Below are 20,434 nucleotides of genomic sequence, written 5' to 3' on the forward strand. Positions count from 1 at the left end.
CATGGCCGGATCCGCTGCATCGCTCGGCCGGGCCCGCTCGGCCGGCCACTACCAGGGCAACCCCGCCACGGCAGAAAAGCGCTGGGTGCGCTACACGCTGCTGACGCTGGGCCTGGCCTTCTTCTCGCTGTTCCTGCTGCTGCCGCTCGCGGCCGTCTTCACCGAGGCGCTGCGCAAGGGCTGGGACACCTACCTCGCCTCGCTGATCGAGCCGGACGCGGTCTCCGCGATCAAGCTCACGCTGCTGGCGGCGGTGATCTCGGTACCGCTGAACATCGTCTTCGGCGTGTGCGCCGCCTGGGCCATCACCAAGCACGACTTCCGCGGCAAGCAGCTGCTGATCACGCTGATCGACCTGCCGTTCTCGGTGTCGCCGGTGGTCGCGGGCCTGATCTACGTGCTGATCTTCGGCGCGCAGGGCTGGTTCGGACCGTGGCTGCAGGAGCACGACGTCAAGATCATCTTCGCCGTGCCCGGCATCGTGCTGGCCACCGTGTTCGTGACCTTCCCCTTCGTCGCGCGGGAGCTGATCCCGCTGATGCAGGCGCAGGGCCGTGACGAGGAGGAAGCGGCGACGGTGCTCGGCGCCAGCGGCTTCCGCACCTTCTGGCACGTGACGCTGCCCAACATCAAGTGGGGCCTGCTCTACGGCGTGATCCTGTGCAACGCGCGCGCCTTCGGCGAGTTCGGCGCGGTGTCGGTGGTCTCGGGCCACATCCGCGGCCAGACCAACACGCTGCCGCTGCAGGTCGAGATCCTCTACAACGAATATCAGTTCGCCGCGGCATTCGCGGTCGCATCGCTGCTGGCCTTGCTGGCGCTGGTGACGCTCGGGCTCAAGCAGCTCGTGGAATGGCAGGCAGAACGTATTGGCCCCCAGCGCTGAGTACAGCGCGGCCCCCGAGGGGCGCAAGCCGTCCTTGGGACGGCCCGGCGGACGTCTTGTCCGCAGCATCGTGAAGGAAGAAGCATGAGCATCCAGGTCCGCAACATCCACAAGTCCTTCGGCAGCTTCACCGCGCTGGGCGACGTCAGCCTGGACTTCCCCACCGGCGAACTGACCGCGCTGCTGGGCCCGTCGGGCTGCGGCAAGACCACGCTGCTGCGCATCATCGCGGGGCTGGAGACGGCCGACCGCGGCCAGGTGCTGCTGGACGGCGCCGACGCGTCGGACACGCATGTGCGCGAGCGCGAAGTCGGTTTCGTGTTCCAGCATTACGCGCTGTTCCGCCACATGACGGTCTTCGACAACGTGGCCTTCGGCCTGCGCGTGAAGCCGCGCAAGCAGCGTCCGCCGGAAGCGGAGATCAAGCGCAAGGTGCATGAGCTGCTGCAGCTGGTGCAGCTGGACTGGCTGGCCGATCGTTATCCACCGCAGCTGTCCGGCGGTCAGCGCCAACGCATCGCACTGGCCCGCGCGCTGGCCGTCGAGCCGCGCGTGCTGCTGCTGGACGAGCCCTTCGGCGCGCTGGACGCGAAGGTCCGCAAGGAACTGCGCCGCTGGCTGCGCCGCCTGCACGACGAGCTGCACATCACCAGCATCTTCGTCACGCATGACCAGGAAGAGGCGCTGGAAGTCGCCGACCGGGTCGTGCTGATGGATCACGGCCGCGTCGAGCAGGTCGGCTCGCCGATCGAGGTCTACCAGCGTCCGGCGACGCCCTTCGTCTACGGCTTCCTCGGGGCGGTCAACCGCTTCGAAGGCCGCGTGGACAGCGGCATCGTGCGCGTCGGCGACCAGACGCTGGCGCAGGGTGCCGCCGCGTCCATCGAAGGTGCGCAGCAAGGTCTGGTGCAGGCCTATGCGCGTCCGCACGAGCTGGTGATCATCCCGTCGCAGGATGCGCCGGGTCTGCCGGCGACGGTCGAACGCGTGCTGGCCTTCGGCGCCGCCGCGCGTGTCGAGCTGCGCGGCGCGCAGGGCGAGCATCTGGAAGCGGAACTCAGCCGCGAGCAGGCCGAGGCGCTGCAGCTGTCCGCCGGTCAGCACGTGCGCCTTCAGGCCTCGCGCCTGAGCCTGTTCGGCATCGATCAGGCCGCCTGATCGACATCGATCGACGAGCCGAAGAGCGAGCGGTCCCGCGCCCATGAACCTTCAACAATTGCGCATCGTCCGCGAGGCGGTGCAGCAGAACTTCAACCTGACCGAGGTGGCGGCGGCGCTGTTCACCTCGCAGTCGGGGGTGAGCAAGCACATCAAGGACCTGGAGGACGAGCTCGGCGTCGAGCTCTTCCAGCGTCGCGGCAAGCGCCTGCTCGGGCTGACCGAGCCGGGCAAGGAGCTGGCGGTCGTCGTCGACCGCATGCTGCAGGACGTGCGCAACATCAAGCGCCTGGCGCAGCAGTTCAGCAGCGCCGACCAGGGCCAGCTGACGATCGCGACGACGCACACGCAGGCGCGTTACGCGCTGCCGCAGGTCGTGGCGCGCTTCAAGGCCGCGTACCCGCGCGTGCATCTGGTGCTGCACCAGGGCAGTCCGTCGGAGATCGTCTCGCTGCTGCAATCGGGCGAGGCCGACATCGGCATCGCGACCGAGGCGCTCGGCAAGGACGACGCCTTCGTCACCTTCCCGTTCTACGAGTGGCGCCACGCGGTCGTCGTGCCGGAAGGGCACGCGCTGACGCGCCAGCCGCTGACGCTGGAAGGCCTCGCCGAGCAGCCGCTGATCACGTACCACGAGGGCTACACCGGCCGTGCGCGCATCGACGCGGCCTTCGCCAACGCGGGTCTCGCACCGGACCTGGTGATGTCGGCGCTGGACGCGGACGTCATCAAGACCTACGTGCAGATCGGGCTGGGTGTCGGCGTGATCGCGGCGATGGCCTTCGAGCCCGCACGGGACGCCGGCCTGCAGCTGATCGAGGCGAGCCACCTGTTCCCGCCCAACACGACGCGCATCGCGCTCAAGCGCGGTCACTACCTGCGCGGTTTCGCCTACCGCTTCCTGCAGGAGTGCGTGGCCGAGCTGACCGAGGAAGCCGTGCGCGAGGCCATGGACCCGGACGCCTGAGCGCAGCGTCCTGATGCGGCGTCCTGATGCGGCGTCTCAGCGCGGCGCGCTGACCGCCGGCTTTGCGTAGAAGTAGAACGCGTCGATCCGCGGACCGTAGCGGGCCTGGGCCTCCGGACTGAGGTGGGAGAGGAACTCGTCGCGCATGAACTGCCGCGCCTGCGGCGTGGAGAGCACGCGCTCCACCTGCTCGATGGTGCGCTTGCCCCAGGCGTTGCGGGGGCAGGCGATGCCGGAGATCACCGGACTGCTGAAGCCTTCGATCGGCACGCTGACGAGATCGGCGGTCGACACCTTGCCATTGACGCCAGCACCGCTCGCCCCGCCCGCATTGCCGGCGACGACGGCCGCGCGCAGTTCCTGCTGGTTGGCGAGCACGAAATCGAATTCGATCGTGTAATCCGCGCGGCCGATGGCGATCATCGACAGCATGTTCCCGCCGAAGTCCGAGGTCGTGTATTCATCGATGACGCCGGCCGGCCGCCTGGCCAGCAAGGCGTCGAGCGCGCGGCCATAGCTGCGTCCCGCGACGATCGCGCCGCGCAGCTGCCTGTCCGCCCAGATCTTCTCGAGGTCCGCGTCGCCGTCGGGAAGGCGCGGCACTTTCGCCAACGCGGCGCGCCGCACCATCAGCTGATGCGGCGGGATCAGATGGGTGTCGAAGAAGTAGGCGACGGCCTCGCGCTCCGGCGTGCGCAGCACGCCGAGGTGGCAGGCGGGCTCGCCGTCCTCGACCATGCGCCAGCTGCGCTTGACGTTGGCGATGAGGACCTCGTGCTTCGCCGGCGTTCCCCAATTTGCCGCCAGATAGTCCGACAGCGGCTGCGCCAGACCCCGGCGCACAGGCACCGACGCCGCACCGGGCGACGGGGGCGCCACGGTGTCGAGCTCGGGCATCAGCCAGGTGATCTTGTCGACCGCCCAGGTCGTGGACGGCGCGAACAGGGCGCAGGCGATCGCGAACGCGGCGGTCGACGACGGAAACGATGGCAGCAGGGAACGGCGATTCATCTTCTATGCACATGCGTCGAGCGCAGGAATGCTTATCGATTTTTGTTGGAGGACACGGAGCGCGCGGATTCGAATAATCAATCCGCATAAGCAATCCGCTTTCCCGAGATTTTCCGATGTCAGCGACGTCTCCCCGACGTCCTGCGACGTCCTCCGATCCCCCGACGCTTTCCGATGTCTGCCCGCATCGGCTGACGTTCCCCCCGATGTGTGGCCGACGATGAACTTCCAACAACTCCGATCCGTCCGCGAGGCCCAGCGCCGCAACTTCAACCTGACCGAGGTGGCACAGGCGCTGCACACCTCGCAGCCCGGCGTGAGCCGACAGATCCGCGAGCTCGAGGACGAGCTCGGCATCGACATCTTCATCCGTGCCGGCAAACGGCTCACCGGGCTCACGGAGCCGGGCCGCAACGTGATGCCCATCGTCGAGCGGCTGCTGCGCGAAGCCGAGAACCTGCGCCGCGCCGGCGAGGACTTCGCCCGCGCCGACAGCGGTCACCTGCGCATCGCGGCGACGCACAGCCAGGCGCGCTACGCGCTGCCGCCGGCGGTGCGCGACTTCCGCGAATCGCATCCGGAGGTCAGCCTGCAGTTCACGCAGGGCTCGCCGCAACAGGTCGCGCGGCTGCTGATCGACGGCGAGGCCGACATCGGCATCGCCACCGAAGCGCTCGCGCTGCATCCGCAGCTGCTGACGCTGCCCTGCTACCGCTGGACCCACACGGTGCTGGTGCCGCCGGGCCATCCGCTGGAGGCCGAAGCCGCCGCCGGCACCGTGCTGACGCTGGAGCGCATCGCCGAGTTCCCGGTCATCACCTACGAGACCGGCTACACCGGCCGCTCGCACATCGACGAGGCGTTCGCGACGGCGGGACTGGACCTGAACGTCGTGCTGGTCGCGATGGACGCGGACGTGATCAAGACCTACGTCGAGCTGGGCCTGGGCGTGGGCATCGTCGCCGCGATCGCCTACGACGAGGAACGCGACCGCCACCTGCGCGCGATCGACGCGCGCCACCTGTTCGCGGACAACCTGACGCGGCTGGCGGTGCGGCGTGACGCCTACCTGCGCGACTACGTCTACGCGTTCATCGAGACCTTCGCGCCGCCGCTGTCGCGCGAGCTGGTGGAGCAGGCGCGGGTCTCGCCCAACGGGTCGGATTGACCCGTTCGAGCCACCGCCTTGGGGTCGCCGCCTGTACGCCTCACTCGTTGGCGGGGCTCTCGGCCTTCTTCTTTTCAGCACCCGGTCTGTCTCTCCGGCCGCCGATGCGCAGGCCGCCGAAATAGCTCAACAAGCCGTAGAACAGGATCCCAAACGCGAGGGACAGGCTGCCGGGAAATTCATTTGGCAAGAGGTAGTGCAGCAATAGCGCGCCGACGACGATCGCCAACCCGTACCCGACCTTGTGTTTCATCTATTCCGCCTTCTTCTTTTCAGGATGGACCAAGTTGTAGGCGATGGTCAGCAACAGCCGGATTCGTTCCACGCCGTAGCTCACCGGCGCCATCGGCGCATACCGATCGCCACTGAGCAGGACCGCCGCAGGCGCACCGGTCAGCCCCAATGAATTGAAGAGCACCTTCTTCTCATCGAGAAGCACGCCATCGTGGTTCTCTCCTTCGGCCGCTTCAGGCCTGGAGCCGTAGACGATCCAGATGGAAAAGCTCGGCGTGAAACTGGCCTTGAACACGCCGATGTAAGGCAGCAGCTGCCGGCAGTACGAGCAGTTCTCCGACACGAACACCACCAGGGCCACCCGATTCCGCTCAAATGCGTTCTTCAACAGGATCGGCTGCTCTCCCTGGTATCCCAGCGGCATGTCGGGATCGAGCGTCCGGGGGCTGATCTCTTTTCGGGCACCCGGCATCGCCGGGCTTTCGGCGGGGTGTGGAATCCGTTCCGGTCCCTCCGGCGAATACGCGATGGAAGTCAAGGCCTCCCTCAGGATCAGGATCGCAGCAAGACCCCAGGTGAAGATCCAAACCGTGGAAGTGTGCGAAGGCAGGGGATTCGGTTCCGCCCGCCGCAAGGTGAGGTCGACCATCAGATGAAGCGCGGCGATTCCAGAGATCGCCAAGCGAAGCAGCTGCTGGTGACGAGTGCTGGCCGGCGTGTACGAGCCGACGCAATCGCAGGCTTTGCCTTGCCACAGACCCAGCAAGGCAATTAGCAGAGCGAACCCAGCTGCCAGCCCCGGCAACAAGCTGTTCCTCGGCGCGACGAACCAGGCCGCAAGCAGAATTTCGAAGGTCGCGAACACGCGCGTCCGGGCCACCTGCTCGAAGCGGGACAACGGCGCGGCGAGGTCCGACTTGACGCCCGATCGTTTCAAGAGCGCCGCGGAACCGGCGACCGAAAACACGAGGAAGAGCAGCGCGCTGGTGAGCACCAGGGATATGTCGAGCAGTTGAAGCAACATGCGAGTCTTGGCGCGTTTTCCTGGATCTTCAGGAGATCCAGTGGATGGCGGAGAGCCACGAACACCCGTTGTCATCGCCGGCCAGCCCAATCGATGGATTGCCGTGCGCTTCTTGAGAGATTCGGGCCCGCCGCTTCAGTCTCCCGTTCGGGGGAGTTTCAGTTCAGTTCACGCTCGACGATCAGTCGCAGAGCGCGGCGCCAACACGGCCGCCGATTGCACCGCCGAGCGTCGCGCCAACGATCACACCAGCAGGGCCGCCAGGGGCAAACAGCACACCCCCGAGGCCGCCATAGAAGCCGGTGACCACGTCCGTGCAAATGCCTGCTCCGGCCACTTGGCCGATTTCCTGCTCGGTCATTTCGATGAAGCTGAAGTCGTTCTCGACGGCAGCGTCCATGAAGTTTGCTTGGTTCATCTTTTCATCTCTCAATATGCTCAACTGATGCGGGTGAGCGTTCCGATTCCATCGAATGATTCGACGCAATGAGGTGTCGCCAGTGGCGAATGTGGTGGGTGCGGCACTGCCGCGCGATGTCAACCGGCCATCGTCAGGGCGGGGGCGGTGACGTCTTCCAGGTGGAGGCCTCCCGGCACGAGGCGAATCACGCGCTCGGCAGATGCGATGGTTTCGACGCGGTGCGCCACCATGATCTTGGTGATCTCCAGGTCTCTGACGGCCGCGTTCACCAGGCTCTCACGTTCGACATCGAGATGACTGGTGGCCTCATCCAGGAAAAGAATCTTGGGGTTCTTGTAGAGGGCACGCGCCAGCAGGATGCGTTGTTTCTGGCCGCCCGACAGGCTGGTGCCCATGTCACCCACCAGCGTGTTGTAGTTCATGGGCATCTGCATGACCTCATGGTGAATGGCGGCCAGATGCGCGCACCCCGCTACTCGCGTCATGTCCGGCTTCTGGTCGAAGAAGGCGATGTTGTCGGCGAGCGAGCCGGCCAGGAGCTGGTCGTCCTGCATCACGACGCCGATGTGCTCGCGATAGGCCCTGTTTCCCAATTGATGAAGCGGCACACCACCGTAGGTGATCTCGCCCCGGCAGGGTTGCAGCAGACCCAGCATCAGCTTGACCAGGGTGGTCTTGCCGCAACCCGACGGTCCGGTCAACGCCACCGATTGGCCGGCTTCGAATCTGAGATTCACGCCCTGCAGCAGCCAAGGTTCCGCGTCGGAATAGCGGAACCAGAGGTCCCTGATCTCCAGCGCGCTTCCCTGCGGTGCCGCGGCAACGTTGTTCGCGCCCTCTGGTTCCGGCGCGGTGAGCACGACGTCGGCCAGGCGCTCTCCCTGCACCCGCAACATGCTCAGCTCGATGAGCTTGTCGATCAACGAGGTCAGGCGTTGGCTGAACGTGGTCTTGTAGCTCACGAACGCCATCAGCATGCCGACCGAGAAGGCGCCGTCCATCACAAGGCGTGCGCCCAGCCAGACAACCGCGATGTTTTCGAGCCCGGCCACCAGCAGCTGGGTGGTCTGCATGTTGAGGGTGATCTTCTGAGCCGCGACGCCGCGATTCATCGAGTCGACCACGGCGTTGAGCCAGCGTGCCCGCCGTTCCTGCTCATGGTTGAACAGCTTGATGGCCCGCACGCCGCGAACCGACTCCAGGAGCAGGCTCTGCTCCCTGGCGGACATGACGATCTGCTCCTCGGTGGCCTCCCGCAGTGGCCGGAAGGCCAGCCATCGCGCCGCGCCGTAGATCGCGATCGACACCATCACCACGGCGGTCAGCCAGAGGCTGTAATAGCTCATGATGATCAGCATGGCGAGCGCCATGAAGCCGTCGACGAATGCTTCCACGAAACTGTTGGACAGCGCCTTCTGGATGGTGCCGACCGACTGGAAACGGGAGATCACGTCGCCCAGATGCCGCTTCTCGAAATAGCTCACCGGCAGCTTGAGCAGATGGGTAAACACATTGGCAACCCATTGCAGGTTCAGATGGGTCGCCATGTAGAGCACGGCCCACGAGCGGACCCAGCCGATCAGCGTCTGAAGCAGGAGCAGGAGACCGAACCCGGAGGCCAGCAGCGTCAGCAGGTCGCGGTCAAGGGAAAGGATCACCCCATCGATGACCCACTGCATGAAAAACGGGGCGACCAGGGCCAGGATCTCCAGCACCGTCGTGAGCAGGAAGATCTGGATCAGGGAGCGCTTCAACCCCGTCACCTCGCCCATGAGCTGTCGCAGGCCGATACGGGGAGGCGCCTGTCTCTTCTCGAAGTCGGACGTCGGTCTCAGCTCCAGCGCTACGCCGGTGAAATGCGCCGAGACCTCCTCCATGCTCAGTCGCAATTCTCCCCGTGCCGGATCGTGGATCACCAGGCCCTTGCCTGCCCGCAGCACCTGCTTCAAGACCACGAAGTGATTCATGTCCCAATGCAAGATGCAGGGGGCCTGGAGTCTGCCCAACTGCGGCAGTTCCAGCTTCAGCGCGCGCGCAGCGAAGTTCAGCGACGAAGCCATGTCCATCACGTTCTTGAGCGCCACGCCTTTGAGGCTGATGCTGAAGCGCTGACGCAGCGTGGCCAGATCGGTTTGATGCCCATGGAACCCCGCGACCATGGCCAGGCAAGCCAGGCCGCATTCCGTTGCCTCGGTCTGCACGATGAGCGGCAATCTCTGGCCGTGCCGGAAATTGAGGCGATCGGTCAAGATCCGTGCCGAGGAGACAAGGGCTGCCGCGCGGGCTCCGCTGTCCTTCGCGGGAAGGGCCGTCACAGCTTGCCCCTCAAGGTCGTCAGCGGCTCCAACACCCACTCGATCAACCGACGACTGTCCTGCAGGATGTCCGCCTGCAGTTGCATGCCGTCGCTGAGTGCCACGGGCTTGCCATAGGCCGTCACCTGCTGGGCCGCCAGCTTGACGGTGATGCGATAGAGGCCTTCGCCCGTTCCTTGCTGTCCCAGATTGGCCAGGCTGGCCGGCAGTTCCGCCGCGGGCAATGCGCTGCGCGACACATTCAGGACCACGCCGTCGTACTGACCGAACTTCTGATACGGATAGGCGGCATAGCGGATGCGCACCTGCTGCCCGGCTTCGACAAAGCCCGCAGCGCGGCTTGGTGCGAAGAGCTGGGCCTGCAACTGGGCATGGCTGGGCAGCAGGGTCAGCAGCGCCTGCGGGCCTACCAACTGACCAGGATCAGCATTGATGGCAGTGACCAGACCGTCGCTGGGCGCGGTGATGACCCAGCGCTGCTGGGACTGGCTGGCCAGTCCCGACTGCCCCAGTTCACTCACGGCGCGGCTCAACTGTTCCTGCTCGCGGGAACTCTTGCTGTCCAGTTGCACGAGATCGCTCTGCACAGAGGCCTGCTCCCGTTGGATCTGAAGCAGCGCCAGCTCGAGGGCTTGGAGTCGACCCTGTTGATCGAGAAATTCATCCTGCTTCTGTTGCAGGGCCGATTCGGAAGCGAATTTCTGCTCGCTCAATTCCCGATATCGGGCAAGTTGGCCCTGGGCAGACGCCAAACGTCGACCCTGGGTATCCACCTGCTGCTGGATCTTCTGGACCTCGACCTGCATGCTTTGCAGGCGCTTGGTCAACCATTCGCGCTGCTGCTCGGTCTGCTTTTTCTGCTCCCTGCGCTCATACATCAAGCTGGCCTGACGCTCGCGGAGTTGGGTCAATATGGCTTCATTCACCGGTTGGGCCGTTTGCGTGGCGGAGGTCTGGCCGCTCAGCATCTCCTGTTCACTGCTCAGCACAAACAACACGTCCCCGGCTTTGACCTGCTGCCCTTCGACGATACGTCGTTCCAGGATTCGCCCGGATTGGGCTGCGCTGACCTTGATCAATCCGGCATCGGGCGCAAGGATTCCCGCGACCTGAGCTCGCTTTGTGTACTGTCCAAAACAGAGAAACAGCAACACGGATAAACCGAGCAGAACTGCCAATCCGGTGAGCAGGCTAAAACTGACGGGTCGTATCAGGACGATATGACCAAGCCATCGCGCCTGTTTGGCGCGGATGACTTCTTGTCGGAACAACTGTGACATTCGAGACTGCGGAAGCGGGAAATCGGCCTCTAATTTCGCTGTCGCCCCGGTTCCGGTCAAGGGACAGATGTACTCCGCAGAAGCCGGTTTTACTGTGTTAGTAGGAATCTTGTCGATTCCCCGCAATCAGCCCACAGTTCCGATAACGCAGCGGTGGCGGGTGGAACTCCTAAACGGCAAGCAGATAGGCGCCGACAGCTTCAGCACGGCTGCTCACGTGGAGCCGTTCATACATGAGGGACAAGCGATTGCGGACCGTCTTGTCGCTCAATCCGAGGATGGCCCCGATGTCCTTGTTGGTCCGACCCAGGCTGAGCCAATGGAGCAGTTCAGCGTCCCCTGGCGCCAACGCGCTCAGGTCCCTGGATGGCACCCCATCTCCCGAGAGCAACGCTCGTCCAGGAGGGATGAAGTGGAAGGCAAGCTGATGCATGCAAGGTGAGAGCAGGCACATCATCTCCGCCTCTCTCGCGGCACTGCGGTTTCCTGCGTTGGAAAGCAAAAAGAAACTGAAATTCCGTTGGTCACTTTCCATCCAGCCGTGCGCCACGCTGTCCGCGAACTCCGTTGGCACCCATTGGTTGTTGCTTGAAGCAGTTCGAATCTGCGGTCCAACTTTGACCGGGGCTCGCGTTTCAAGCCACCGTTCGAGACCTGCACACTGTTCGAGTGCACATTGATATCCACCACCTTTGCTTGGAGATTTACCCGGCGCCATATACAACGAGCCTGCAATGGAAACTTCGTTCATGACTCGAGTGCAACGCAGCAACAGGAGGCTCTGATGCGGAATGATGGGCTGGACATGGTGCTCGTACAGCCTTTCCATGCCAGGCAAATTAGATCCCTTTGCAAAAACTTCGTGGAAAAGCGCGCCAATAAGCCATTGAACGTTAAGCATGCGCTCAGGTGCTTCCACGGCTGGCATCGTCAAACTTGCTGGAACGAGAAGAAATTTCCTGCTGGGCCGCGTCAAGAACAGGGAGCGCGCCCGACGATGGTCCGCGCGGCCACCACAAGCAATTGCTAACGAAAAGTGACATGAAGTTGTTAGTTTGAGTTTGTTAGTCGCCTCACGGCGAGCCTCTGTTCGCTCCCTGATACGAGTTGATCGTTATCAGCCTCCGAGCGCCAGGTCGGCGAAGATAAATAAATATCAACCCGAACCGCAAACAACAAAAAAAGCTTTCTACCTGCGTGCTTTGGATATAGCTCAAGGAGCAAGACGAGTGCTATTCGTCATACCGGCACAGTCAGACTGACCGACCCACCCCGATCTCCGCTGTGTGCATTCCCTGCTTAACAGGGCGGGCTCCTCATTCAGAAACGATGCAAAGCAAAGCAGATCTTCTTCGTTCCCTTGGACTGTGCGCTTGCCTACATTGAGCGCTCCCCTCCACCCCCGTGATGAGAAGAATCCCGTGAATCCACTTCGCCGCAAAGTCTCGCTGCTCGCCACCGCCGCCCTGCTGAGCGGTGCCGCGCTGATGCCCCAGGCCCATGCGCAGGGCTCGGTCACGCTGCTCAACGTGTCGTACGACCCGACCCGCGAGCTCTACCAGGACTACAACGCCGCGTTCGCGAAGTACTGGAAGGCCAAGACCGGCGAGACCGTCACGGTGAAGAATTCGCACGGCGGCTCGGGCAAGCAGGCGCGCTCGGTGATCGACGGCCTGGACGCCGATGTCGTCACGCTGGCCTTGGCCTACGACATCGACGCGCTGCACGACCACGGCAAGCTGCTGCCGGCCGACTGGCAGAAGCGCCTGCCGAGCAACGCCTCGCCCTACACCTCGACCATCGTGTTCCTGGTACGCAAGGGCAACCCGAAGCACATCAACGACTGGCCGGACCTGGCCCGCAGCGGCATCGACGTCATCACGCCGAACCCGAAGACCTCGGGCGGCGCACGCTGGAACTACCTCGCGGCCTGGGCGTATTCGCTGAAGCAGCCCGGCGGCAATGCCGAGTCGGCCAAGGCCTTCGTCAAGCGCATCTACGCCAACACCAAGGTGCTGGATTCCGGCGCGCGCGGCTCCACGACGACCTTCGTCGAGCGCGGCATCGGCGACGTGCTGATCGCCTGGGAGAACGAGGCCTACCTGGCGGTGAAGGAACTCGGTCCGGACAAGTTCGAGATCGTCACGCCGAGCCTGTCCATCCTGGCTGAGCCGCCGGTGTCGGTGGTCGACAAGACCGTCGACAAGAAGGGCACGCGCAAGGTCGCGCAGGCCTACCTGGAATACCTGTACTCGCCGGAAGGCCAGGAGATCGCGGCCAAGAACTACTACCGTCCGCGCGATCCCAAGATCGCCGCGAAGTACGCCAAGACCTTCGCGCCGGTGAAGCTGGTGACCATCGACGAGGTCTTCGGCGGCTGGCGCAATGCGCAGAAGACCCACTTCGACGACGGCGGCGTCTTCGACCAGATCAGCGCGGTGCGCTGAGTCCCGACGGACCCGCGCTTCACGCATTCAACGTTTGTCTCCTCGGTCGGTCTCGGGCGCTGTCTCAACGGCGTCCAAGGCAACCAGACCGTTCGCTCCGTGCGAGCAGCCCCGCCGGCCACAAGTCGGCGGGGCTTTTTTCGTCTCCCCGCCGGAATACGACGGGCAGTGACCAACTACCGGTCCGCGACCCAGGCCATGGGGGCGGCGCGACAGTCGCCCCCAGCGATCGCCGTATGCTGTCGCCCGTGAAGTTCCTCACTCCGATCCGCTCGCGCCTCGCCCCCATCCTGGCGCTGTCCTTGCTGCCCCTGGCCGTCCTCCTGCTGGCGGCTCCGCAGGCGCGGGCGCAGGGCCCCGGCGCAACACCTGCCCCCGCTCCGGCCTCCGCGCCCGCCGTCACGAAGATCACCTGGCTCGCGTCCGACCATGCGCCCCAGATGAAGGGCGCCGACGCCAGCGGCGTGACCGCGCGCGTGACCGCCTACCTCGAGAAGCAATGGCCGGGCGTGCGGCACGAGATCGTCTTCGCCAACGCCAAGCGCAGCTGGCAGATGATCGAGAACGGCGACGAGGTGTGCCGCGCCAACATGGTCCGCACGCCCGATCGCGAGAAGGCCGCCTACTTCATCAACACTCAGCTCACGCCGCCGCCGGGTCTGATCGTCCGCCGCGACAAGCTCAAGCGGCTGCCGCGCAACACCGCCGGCGAAGTGCAGCTGCCCCGGCTGCTGGCCGATCCGACGCTGCGCGGCGCATTGATCGACGGCCGCAGCTACGGTCCGGCGCTCGACGAGATGCTCGCCGCACGATCGGTCGACAGCGCGGTGACGCTCTATTCGCCGAAGGACTTCGGCGCGCGCGTGCTGCAGATGCTCAGCCTCGGGCGCGCCGACTACTCGGTGGAGATGGACATGGCGCTGGTCATGGCCGGGAATCCGGAGGACCTCGTCAGCGTGCCCATCCAGGGCGCCAGCGAGCTGGTGATGGCCGGCATCGCCTGCCCGCGCACGCCTTGGGGACTCGCTGCGATCCGCGGCATCGACAAGGCCTACGGCCGGCCCGAAGGCGCCGCCAACCTGCGGCAGGGCCTGATGCGCTGGCTCACGCCGGAGACGAAGGCCCATTACGCGGCCCGCTTCGACGCGTTCTATCGCGAACGCGCCAAGCCGTCCCGCATCGATCCCTGATCGACACCGCGGCGACCGCCGGCATCGACCACCGACATCAACGACCAGCAGCGGGGACTCGTCAGGACTGCCGCTCGACGCGGTTGCGTCCGCCGTCCTTGGCGCGATACAGCGCCTGGTCGGCACGCCCCAGCAGTTCCTCGACCCGCAGGTCCTCCGGCCGCAGCGCCGTCACGCCGAAGCTCGCCGTGAGCGCAGTCGGCGCCGAACCCTGCTGCAGGGCCAATCCGCTGACCTCGATGTGATGCCGCAGGCGTTCCACCAGGTGGGTCGCGTCTTCCAGCGAGGTCTGCGGCAGCAGCAGCCCGAATTCCTCGCCGCCGAGCCGGCCCAGCAGGTCCTGCTTGCGCACGATCTGCGCGCACAACTGCACCAGGTGGCACAGCGCCGCATCGCCGCGCGCGTGGCCCAGCGTGTCGTTGATGCGCTTGAAGTGGTCGACGTCCATCATCACCAGCGACATCTCCAGCCCATAACGCCGGCTGCGTGCCAGCTCCGCGTCGGCGTGCTCCAGGAAGCAGCGCCGGTTGGCCGCGCCGGTCAGCGCGTCGGTCGTCGCCAGGCGCTGCAGCTCGATCTCCAGCCGCTTGCGGTCGGTGAAGTCCACCAGCGTGCTCAGCACCGACGCCGCGCCGTCGTACACCACCGGCACCATCGACAGCAGCATCCACAGCTCGCTGCCGTCGGCTGCCAGCAGGCAGATCTCCTCGCCCTGCAGCCGGCCATGCTCCTTGAACTTCAGCTGCATGCGGTCCCGCTCGCCGGGCTCGCGGTAGAAGCTGATCGCCGGCTTGCCGACGAGATCGTCCAGCGGACGTCCCACGATCGCCGCCGACGGACCGTTGGCGTACACGATCAGCGCGTCGTGATCGCGTGTCACGACCATCGGGATCGGGGCGTGATCGAGCACCGCGCGCAGGCGCTCCTCGCTGTCGGCGAGCTCGCGCGTGCGCTGCGACACGCGGCGTTCCAGGTGGGCGTTGAGCTCCTGCAGCTCCGCCACCAGCCGGGCGTTGTCCACCGCGTTGACGACGTTGGCGCACAGCAGCTCGAGGAAGCTCACCCGCGCTTCAGTGAACACGCCGGCCGCGGCGGCGTTTTCCAGGTACAGCGCCCCCACCGTCTGCCCCTGCTTGAGCAGCGGCAGCGCCAGCACCGAGCGCGGCGGCGCCGCGTGGCGCTGGAAGTAGTCCTCCATCGTGGCCAGGCCGCGGGCGTCCACGATCAGCTCGCGACGGCCATCGCGCAGCACGCGGTTCATCAGCGCCAGCGGCAGCTGCTGGCCCGCGCGCTCCAGCGGGAGCTGCTCGAGCAGATGCAGCCTCGGCGACTCGCCGAGCGTCGCTTCCGCCTGGAGCACCCAGCGCATGGCACCCGCCGCGCCGACGGTGCCGCTCGCCAGCACGATCGCCGCGCGCTGCGCGCCGGCGTTCTCGGCGACGACTTCCAGCAATCGACGCAACAGGCGCGGCAGGTCCGGCTGGCTGCTGATCGCCTGCACCGCCTTCGTCAGCGAACTGAGGTCGGCCGCGTCGGCGCGGATCCCGTCGTCCCCAGAGACCGCAGCGTCGGTGCCACGCGACGGATGGCTGTCGTCGACAGGCTGCGACATCGCCTCGCCCGCCAGCGCCGGGACGCCCCATGCCTTCCAGGTCTGTTGCAGGCTTGACCGCGCCTGCGCGGCACGCACCGGCGCGCGATCCCGCCATGCGTCGACCTGTGCCCGCAGCACTGCCACCGCGTCCAGCGGCGTTCCGTGCGGTCCGGTCGCGGCATCCAGCGCCTGCGCGAGCAGCCGGTCGACCGCCTCCTCCGGCGCGCCGGTCAACATCGCCTGCTGCGCATGCAGCAGCGCGATGCGGTCGTTCAGATGTCCGGGCCCGGCATCCCGCCAACGCTGCAGGCGACGCAGCGCATCGTCCTCCAGCGTCTGGTCGCGTGCGCCGCCGGCCAACGCGACGCGCTGCGCCGCCCAGGCCGCGATGAACAGCAGCAGCGATTGCGCGTGCATGCCGCGCCCCGCGGCGAACAACGAGCGCGCTTCCAGCGCGAAACGCAGCGCGGGCTCCGGGCGGTCGGCGATGAAATGCAGCACCGCCTGCCAGCCGTGCAGGAACATCAGGCCGGTCTGGTCCTGCCGCTCGCCGTAGGTCCGTGCGAGCGTTTCCAGTCCCTCGAAGCCGTCGTCCGGCAGCCGGGGCTGCCGCAACGCGCGCACCAGGCCGAGCAGCGCGTCCTCATAGTCCGCCGCGACCGGCTGACGCATCGCTCGCAGGCGCTGGCCGTGCGTGACCAGTTGGTCTTCCAGCGCCGGCAGCGGCATGCCGGACAGCAGCGCATGCACGTCGTGCACGTACAGGCCGAGGCCCGCATGCCGCAGGTTGCCGAATTCGAGCCCGTTGCGATGGGTCTGCATCAGGCCGTCCATGCTCACGCGCAGCCCCTGCACCCAGTGGCTGAGGAAGGCGTGGAACGAGAAGCCCGCATGCGCGAAGACCTGCATCCAGCCGTGCCGTTCGACCAATTGCGTCGACATGCGGCCCAGGTCATGGGCGAAGCGGTAGTCGCCGAGGAACTCCGCGCACATCAGGCCGAGCACCGAGTACGCCGACAGCGCCTGCGGCACATGGCCGTGGTCCACCATCAGCCTGACCTGGAACAGCGTCAGCAGCGGCAGCAGCGCCGGCCTGACGATGTAGGCGGCCGCGGTCATCTTGGCGGCGATCGAGATCAGCAGCAGCCGCTGCTCGTCGCGCATCGGCGCGCGCGCCGCCAGCGTGTCCAGCCCGATCCCGGCAATCTCCTGCTGCAGGTCGGCCAGCAGCTGCATGACCTGCGCCATCGCGTCGGGACCGCCGGCGCGCGGCAGTTCCGCGCCGAGCAGCAGGAACAGCTCCAACCCCAGGTCGACGGTGTCCGCGAGCCGGCCTTGCGCATAGAAGGCCTCCATGCGGACCTCCAGCAGGCGCGCCCGCTGCGCGTTGTCCTCGGCATCGGCGATCGCCGATTCGAGCAACGCATCCATGCGCGACGGCCGGCCGGCCAGATAGGCCATCCGCGCCGCGTGATGCAACCAGGCTGCGCGCTGCGGTGAACAGGGCGCCAGTTCGAGCGCGAGTTCCGCATAGTCCGCCGCGGGCTCGAACGCCGCGGCGTCCATCGCCTGACGCGAGGCCTGGGCATTGAATCCGGCCAGCGCCTGGCGCTCGGCCTCGTGATGCGATTCGCGCAGCAGCAGGCGCGAGGCGTTCAGGTGATGCAGCACCGTGTAGGGCAGCGGCAGGTCCGGATGCGCGGCGCGATGGCCGTCGCGCAGCAGCCGGCCGATGCGCAGCTGCAGCGCGGGACGCTGGTCGGCCGCGATGCGCTGCAGCGCGGCCTCCTGCACACGGTCGTGCGCGAAGGCATAACGCACCGACTCGCTGGCCTGGCCCTGCAACTGCGGCGCATAGCGGTACAGCGCGCTGGCCGGCACCAGCAACTGCGCCTGCAGCGCCGGCAGCAGGTCGGTGGCCAGCAGATCCGCCGGCGTATCCAGCGCGGTGGCCAGGCTGTCGAGGTTGAAGCCCGCGCCCAGCAGGGCCGCCACGCTCAGCGCCTGCCGCGTCGTGTCGGGCAGGCGCTCGAGCTGCTGTAGCATCAGCGCGACGACGTTGTCGGCCGTGCGCGTCGCCGCGATGCGCTCCAGCGCATGGTCCCAGCGCTGGGCGGCGGTGTCGTAATGGATCAGGCCGCGACGGACGAGGTCTTCCAGGAGTCGGCGAAGGAAGAACGGATTGCCCGCGGTGCGCGTCTGGCAGAGGCGGGCGAGCTCGTCGAGTCCCACGTCCTCTTCCGCCGGATCCCGATGAAGGCTGTCGGCCAGCAGGTGACGGGTGTCGTCAAGTCCGAGCGGGCCGACGCGCAGCGGCACGAAGCGCTCGCCGAGTTGCTGGCGAAGCTCTGCGAGCTCCTGTGCGATCGGATGGCCCGGCGGGATCTCGTTGTCGCGATAGGCGATGACGAACAGCGTGTGGCGCAGCGTCGCGTCGTGCAGGCACTCGCGCAGCAGACGGCGCGACGCACGGTCCGCCCACTGCCAGTCATCGAGGAACAGGGTCTGCGGCTCGCCCTCGCGCGCCAGCGCGGCGAAGCCCTGGCTGACGGCGCGCAGGAAGCGATTCTCCGCCTCGGCCGGGCCGACCGGCATCAGCGGCGCGTCCAGGGCCAGCAGCGGCGTCATCTCCGGCAGCGCCTGCGCGAGCAGCGCGGCATTCGCGCCGAGGCGCTCGCGCAACCGGTCCCGCCAGATCGCCTGCTGCGGCGCGGTCAGGGCCAGTACTTGCGCGGCACGCTGGAGCAGCAGGTGCAGCAGCGGGCCGTACGGACGATCCTGGCCGTACTGGTTGAACTTGGCGGCCGCGAAATGCCCGCGCTGCGCGAGCAGGCTGCGTTGCGCGGCCAGCACCAGCGCGGTCTTGCCGATGCCGGAGAAACCCGCCACCGCCACCAGGCCGGGTCCGGCGGCCTGCCCATGCGCGGCGTCCTCGAAGGCTTGGCCGAGTTGCGCCTGCGCCGACTCGCGACCGTAAAGCCGCCCGCTCGGCTGGAAACGCACGGCGGCGTCGCCCTGTCCGGGCTCGAAGCCGGGCAGACCGCGCCCCTGTTCAAGCGCGGCCTCGCACAGCTGCAAGTCGTGCCGGAGCGCCTGATGGCTCTGGTACCGGCCTTCCGGCTCCTTGTGCAGGCAGTGCGCCACCACCTGCGACAACGGCGCGAAGACCTGGTGATTGCGCGACGTCGCCATCGGCGCCGCCAGCGCCAGGTGCGCATGCACGGCGCGCGCGGGGTCGTCGATGTTGAACGGCGGCGCGCCGGTCAGCGCTTCCAGCAGCGTGGCGCCCAGGCTGTAGAAGTCCGCCCGGTAATCGACGTCGCGGCTCATGCGGCCGGTCAGCTCCGGCGCGAGCGTCGCCAGCGACGCCTCGATCAGTTCGGCCCGTTGGACCAGCGGCCGCTCGCGCTCGATCTCGGCGGCCAGCCCCAGGTCCGCGATCAGCGCCTTGCGCGCCACGCGGCCCGCGCCAGGCAGCAGCACGACCTGACCCGGACCGAGATTGCGATGGATGAGCCCCTGTCCGTGCAGGTGCTGGAGCGCCTCGACCAGATCGAGCGCGATGCGGATCAGCGCCTCGTTGTCCAGCGTGCCGCGTCGCAGGCGGTCTCGCAAGGTCTCCGCGCCGAGATCGGGCAGCAGCAGGGCCGGTCGGCCCTCATGCTCGATCAGCGCGGTCGGGCGCAGCACGAAGGCGGGATCGAGACGCTGCGCCAGTTCGAATTCGCGGCGCAGCCGGGCCACCGCGGCGGGATCGGCGCGCGGATCGCGCAGGCGCTTGAGCAGCGCCGTGCTTCCCTGGCCATCGCCCACCCGGACGACCTCGCTCCGGCGGCCCTGGTGGAGCGTCCGCTCCGCCAGCCAGGCCCCTGGGTCGGTCGCCTCCCACGCTCGTCTGTCCGTCATCCCATCCGCTCTCTGTTGTTCACGGACTGTAACGGCTGGCCGCGACAGGCCCGGCTCAACGCTCGATCCTGGCCACGACGAATCGGGACAGAAGCGGAAGAATGCGACAGATCGATTCAGCGTCGTGGCGCGGGCGGAACGGACGGCGACTCAGAGGACCTCAACTGCCGTACTTGATCGAGCAGCCATAAGGCTTGGTGCTCGCATGCGTGATCTTCTTGCCGGCGGCCAGCTCGCCCAGCGCCGTCTTCACATACGGATCGGCCTTGGCGATGTCGTCGGCCTTCGCGGTGGCGATGCTGTCGATCCCGCCCTTGTAGACCAGCACGCCTTGCGGATTGACGATGAACAGGTGCGGCGAGGTCTGTGCGCCGTAGGCCTTGCCCAATTGCCCGCTCGGATCGAGCAGCACCTGCGTCGGTGCCGCGCCACGGTCCTTGTTCAGCTTCGTCGCCGTCGCGCCGTCGACATGGCCCTGCTGACCCGGCGCCGACGAGATCACCTGCAGCCACACGACGCCTTGCGCGGTCGCCTCCTTCTGCAGCGCCGGGATGTTCCCGCTGCCGTAGTGCTTCTTCACGAAGGGGCAGTCGTGGTTGGTCCATTCGAGCACGACGGTCTTGCCCTTGTAGCTGTCCAGCGTGACCGTCTTGCCGTCGGCCGTGGTCGCGCTGAAGGCGGGGGCCGGCTGGTCGATCTGCGCCTGCGCTTGCGCTTGCGCCATGCCGGTCATGGCCATCGTCGCCGCGAGCGCGGCACCGGCCAGCACGGCACGACGCGAAAGCGCGCCACGGAACGAAGCAGTCGTGGAAGTCATCGGGATGTTCATGACG

15 protein-coding genes are annotated in these 20,434 nt (G+C 66.7%); 6 read left to right on the forward strand and 9 right to left on the reverse strand.

Annotated features, from left to right (window positions below):
- Position 1 precedes the first annotated feature (1 nt).
- The 3 genes from cysW to ACQ859_RS02245 all read left to right on the forward strand — a co-directional run bounded on the left by cysW (position 2) and on the right by ACQ859_RS02245 (position 3,011).
- Positions 2–886: a sulfate ABC transporter permease subunit CysW gene (gene cysW / locus ACQ859_RS02235; RefSeq protein WP_431264428.1), complete on the forward strand. Its 885-nt coding sequence runs from the start codon at positions 2–4 to the stop codon at positions 884–886.
- Positions 887–970: 84 nt separating this feature from the next.
- Entirely contained in the window at positions 971–2,044 is a 1,074-nt protein-coding gene (locus ACQ859_RS02240) for a sulfate/molybdate ABC transporter ATP-binding protein (RefSeq protein ID WP_088408064.1), read from the forward strand.
- A 43-nt stretch (positions 2,045–2,087) separates the two neighbouring features.
- On the forward strand, positions 2,088–3,011 hold the full coding sequence (locus tag ACQ859_RS02245) for a CysB family HTH-type transcriptional regulator (protein WP_431264429.1): 924 nt from the start codon (positions 2,088–2,090) through the stop codon (positions 3,009–3,011).
- Positions 3,012–3,047: 36 nt separating this feature from the next.
- Here ACQ859_RS02245 and ACQ859_RS02250 read toward each other — a convergent pair whose 3' ends face one another.
- On the reverse strand, positions 3,048–4,022 hold the full coding sequence (locus ACQ859_RS02250; protein WP_431264430.1) for a hypothetical protein: 975 nt from the start codon (positions 4,020–4,022) through the stop codon (positions 3,048–3,050).
- Between the two features lie 220 nt (positions 4,023–4,242).
- Here ACQ859_RS02250 and ACQ859_RS02255 point away from each other — a divergent pair, with 220 nt between their 5' ends.
- Positions 4,243–5,190 carry a CysB family HTH-type transcriptional regulator gene (locus tag ACQ859_RS02255; RefSeq protein WP_431259936.1) on the forward strand — a complete coding sequence of 316 codons (948 nt, stop codon included), beginning with the start codon at positions 4,243–4,245 and terminating at the stop codon, positions 5,188–5,190.
- Positions 5,191–5,230: 40 nt separating this feature from the next.
- Here ACQ859_RS02255 and ACQ859_RS02260 read toward each other — a convergent pair whose 3' ends face one another.
- From ACQ859_RS02260 to ACQ859_RS02285, 6 genes are all read right to left on the reverse strand, one after another.
- Positions 5,231–5,443: a hypothetical protein gene (locus tag ACQ859_RS02260; protein WP_431264431.1), complete on the reverse strand. Its 213-nt coding sequence runs from the start codon at positions 5,441–5,443 to the stop codon at positions 5,231–5,233.
- Positions 5,444–6,448 carry a hypothetical protein gene (locus ACQ859_RS02265; RefSeq protein WP_431264432.1) on the reverse strand — a complete coding sequence of 335 codons (1,005 nt, stop codon included), beginning with the start codon at positions 6,446–6,448 and terminating at the stop codon, positions 5,444–5,446.
- A 181-nt stretch (positions 6,449–6,629) separates the two neighbouring features.
- Positions 6,630–6,866 (reverse strand): hypothetical protein, encoded by a 237-nt coding sequence (locus ACQ859_RS02270; RefSeq protein WP_431264433.1) that lies wholly within the window; start codon positions 6,864–6,866, stop codon positions 6,630–6,632.
- A 119-nt stretch (positions 6,867–6,985) separates the two neighbouring features.
- Complete coding sequence (locus tag ACQ859_RS02275; protein ID WP_431264434.1) at positions 6,986–9,118, reverse strand: peptidase domain-containing ABC transporter; 2,133 nt, start codon at positions 9,116–9,118, stop codon at positions 6,986–6,988.
- 62 nt (positions 9,119–9,180) lie between these two features.
- Positions 9,181–10,464 (reverse strand): HlyD family secretion protein, encoded by a 1,284-nt coding sequence (locus tag ACQ859_RS02280; RefSeq protein WP_431264435.1) that lies wholly within the window; start codon positions 10,462–10,464, stop codon positions 9,181–9,183.
- 169 nt (positions 10,465–10,633) lie between these two features.
- Positions 10,634–11,383 carry a helix-turn-helix domain-containing protein gene (locus ACQ859_RS02285; protein WP_431264436.1) on the reverse strand — a complete coding sequence of 250 codons (750 nt, stop codon included), beginning with the start codon at positions 11,381–11,383 and terminating at the stop codon, positions 10,634–10,636.
- 502 nt (positions 11,384–11,885) lie between these two features.
- Here ACQ859_RS02285 and ACQ859_RS02290 point away from each other — a divergent pair.
- Positions 11,886–12,911, forward strand: a complete 1,026-nt coding sequence (locus ACQ859_RS02290; RefSeq protein WP_431264437.1) for a sulfate ABC transporter substrate-binding protein — start codon at positions 11,886–11,888, stop codon at positions 12,909–12,911.
- Positions 12,912–13,159: 248 nt separating this feature from the next.
- Positions 13,160–14,101 (forward strand): TIGR02285 family protein, encoded by a 942-nt coding sequence (locus ACQ859_RS02295; protein WP_431264438.1) that lies wholly within the window; start codon positions 13,160–13,162, stop codon positions 14,099–14,101.
- Between the two features lie 61 nt (positions 14,102–14,162).
- On the opposite strand, the gene ACQ859_RS02300 is transcribed toward ACQ859_RS02295, so the two are convergent.
- On the reverse strand, positions 14,163–19,601 hold the full coding sequence (locus ACQ859_RS02300; RefSeq protein WP_431264439.1) for a diguanylate cyclase: 5,439 nt from the start codon (positions 19,599–19,601) through the stop codon (positions 14,163–14,165).
- 160 nt (positions 19,602–19,761) lie between these two features.
- Positions 19,762–20,430 carry a redoxin domain-containing protein gene (locus ACQ859_RS02305; protein ID WP_431264440.1) on the reverse strand — a complete coding sequence of 223 codons (669 nt, stop codon included), beginning with the start codon at positions 20,428–20,430 and terminating at the stop codon, positions 19,762–19,764.
- Positions 20,431–20,434 lie beyond the last annotated feature (4 nt).

It is taken from the genome of Roseateles chitinivorans (assembly GCF_050632235.1).
Classification (GTDB): Bacteria; Pseudomonadota; Gammaproteobacteria; order Burkholderiales; family Burkholderiaceae_C; genus Roseateles; species Roseateles chitinivorans_A.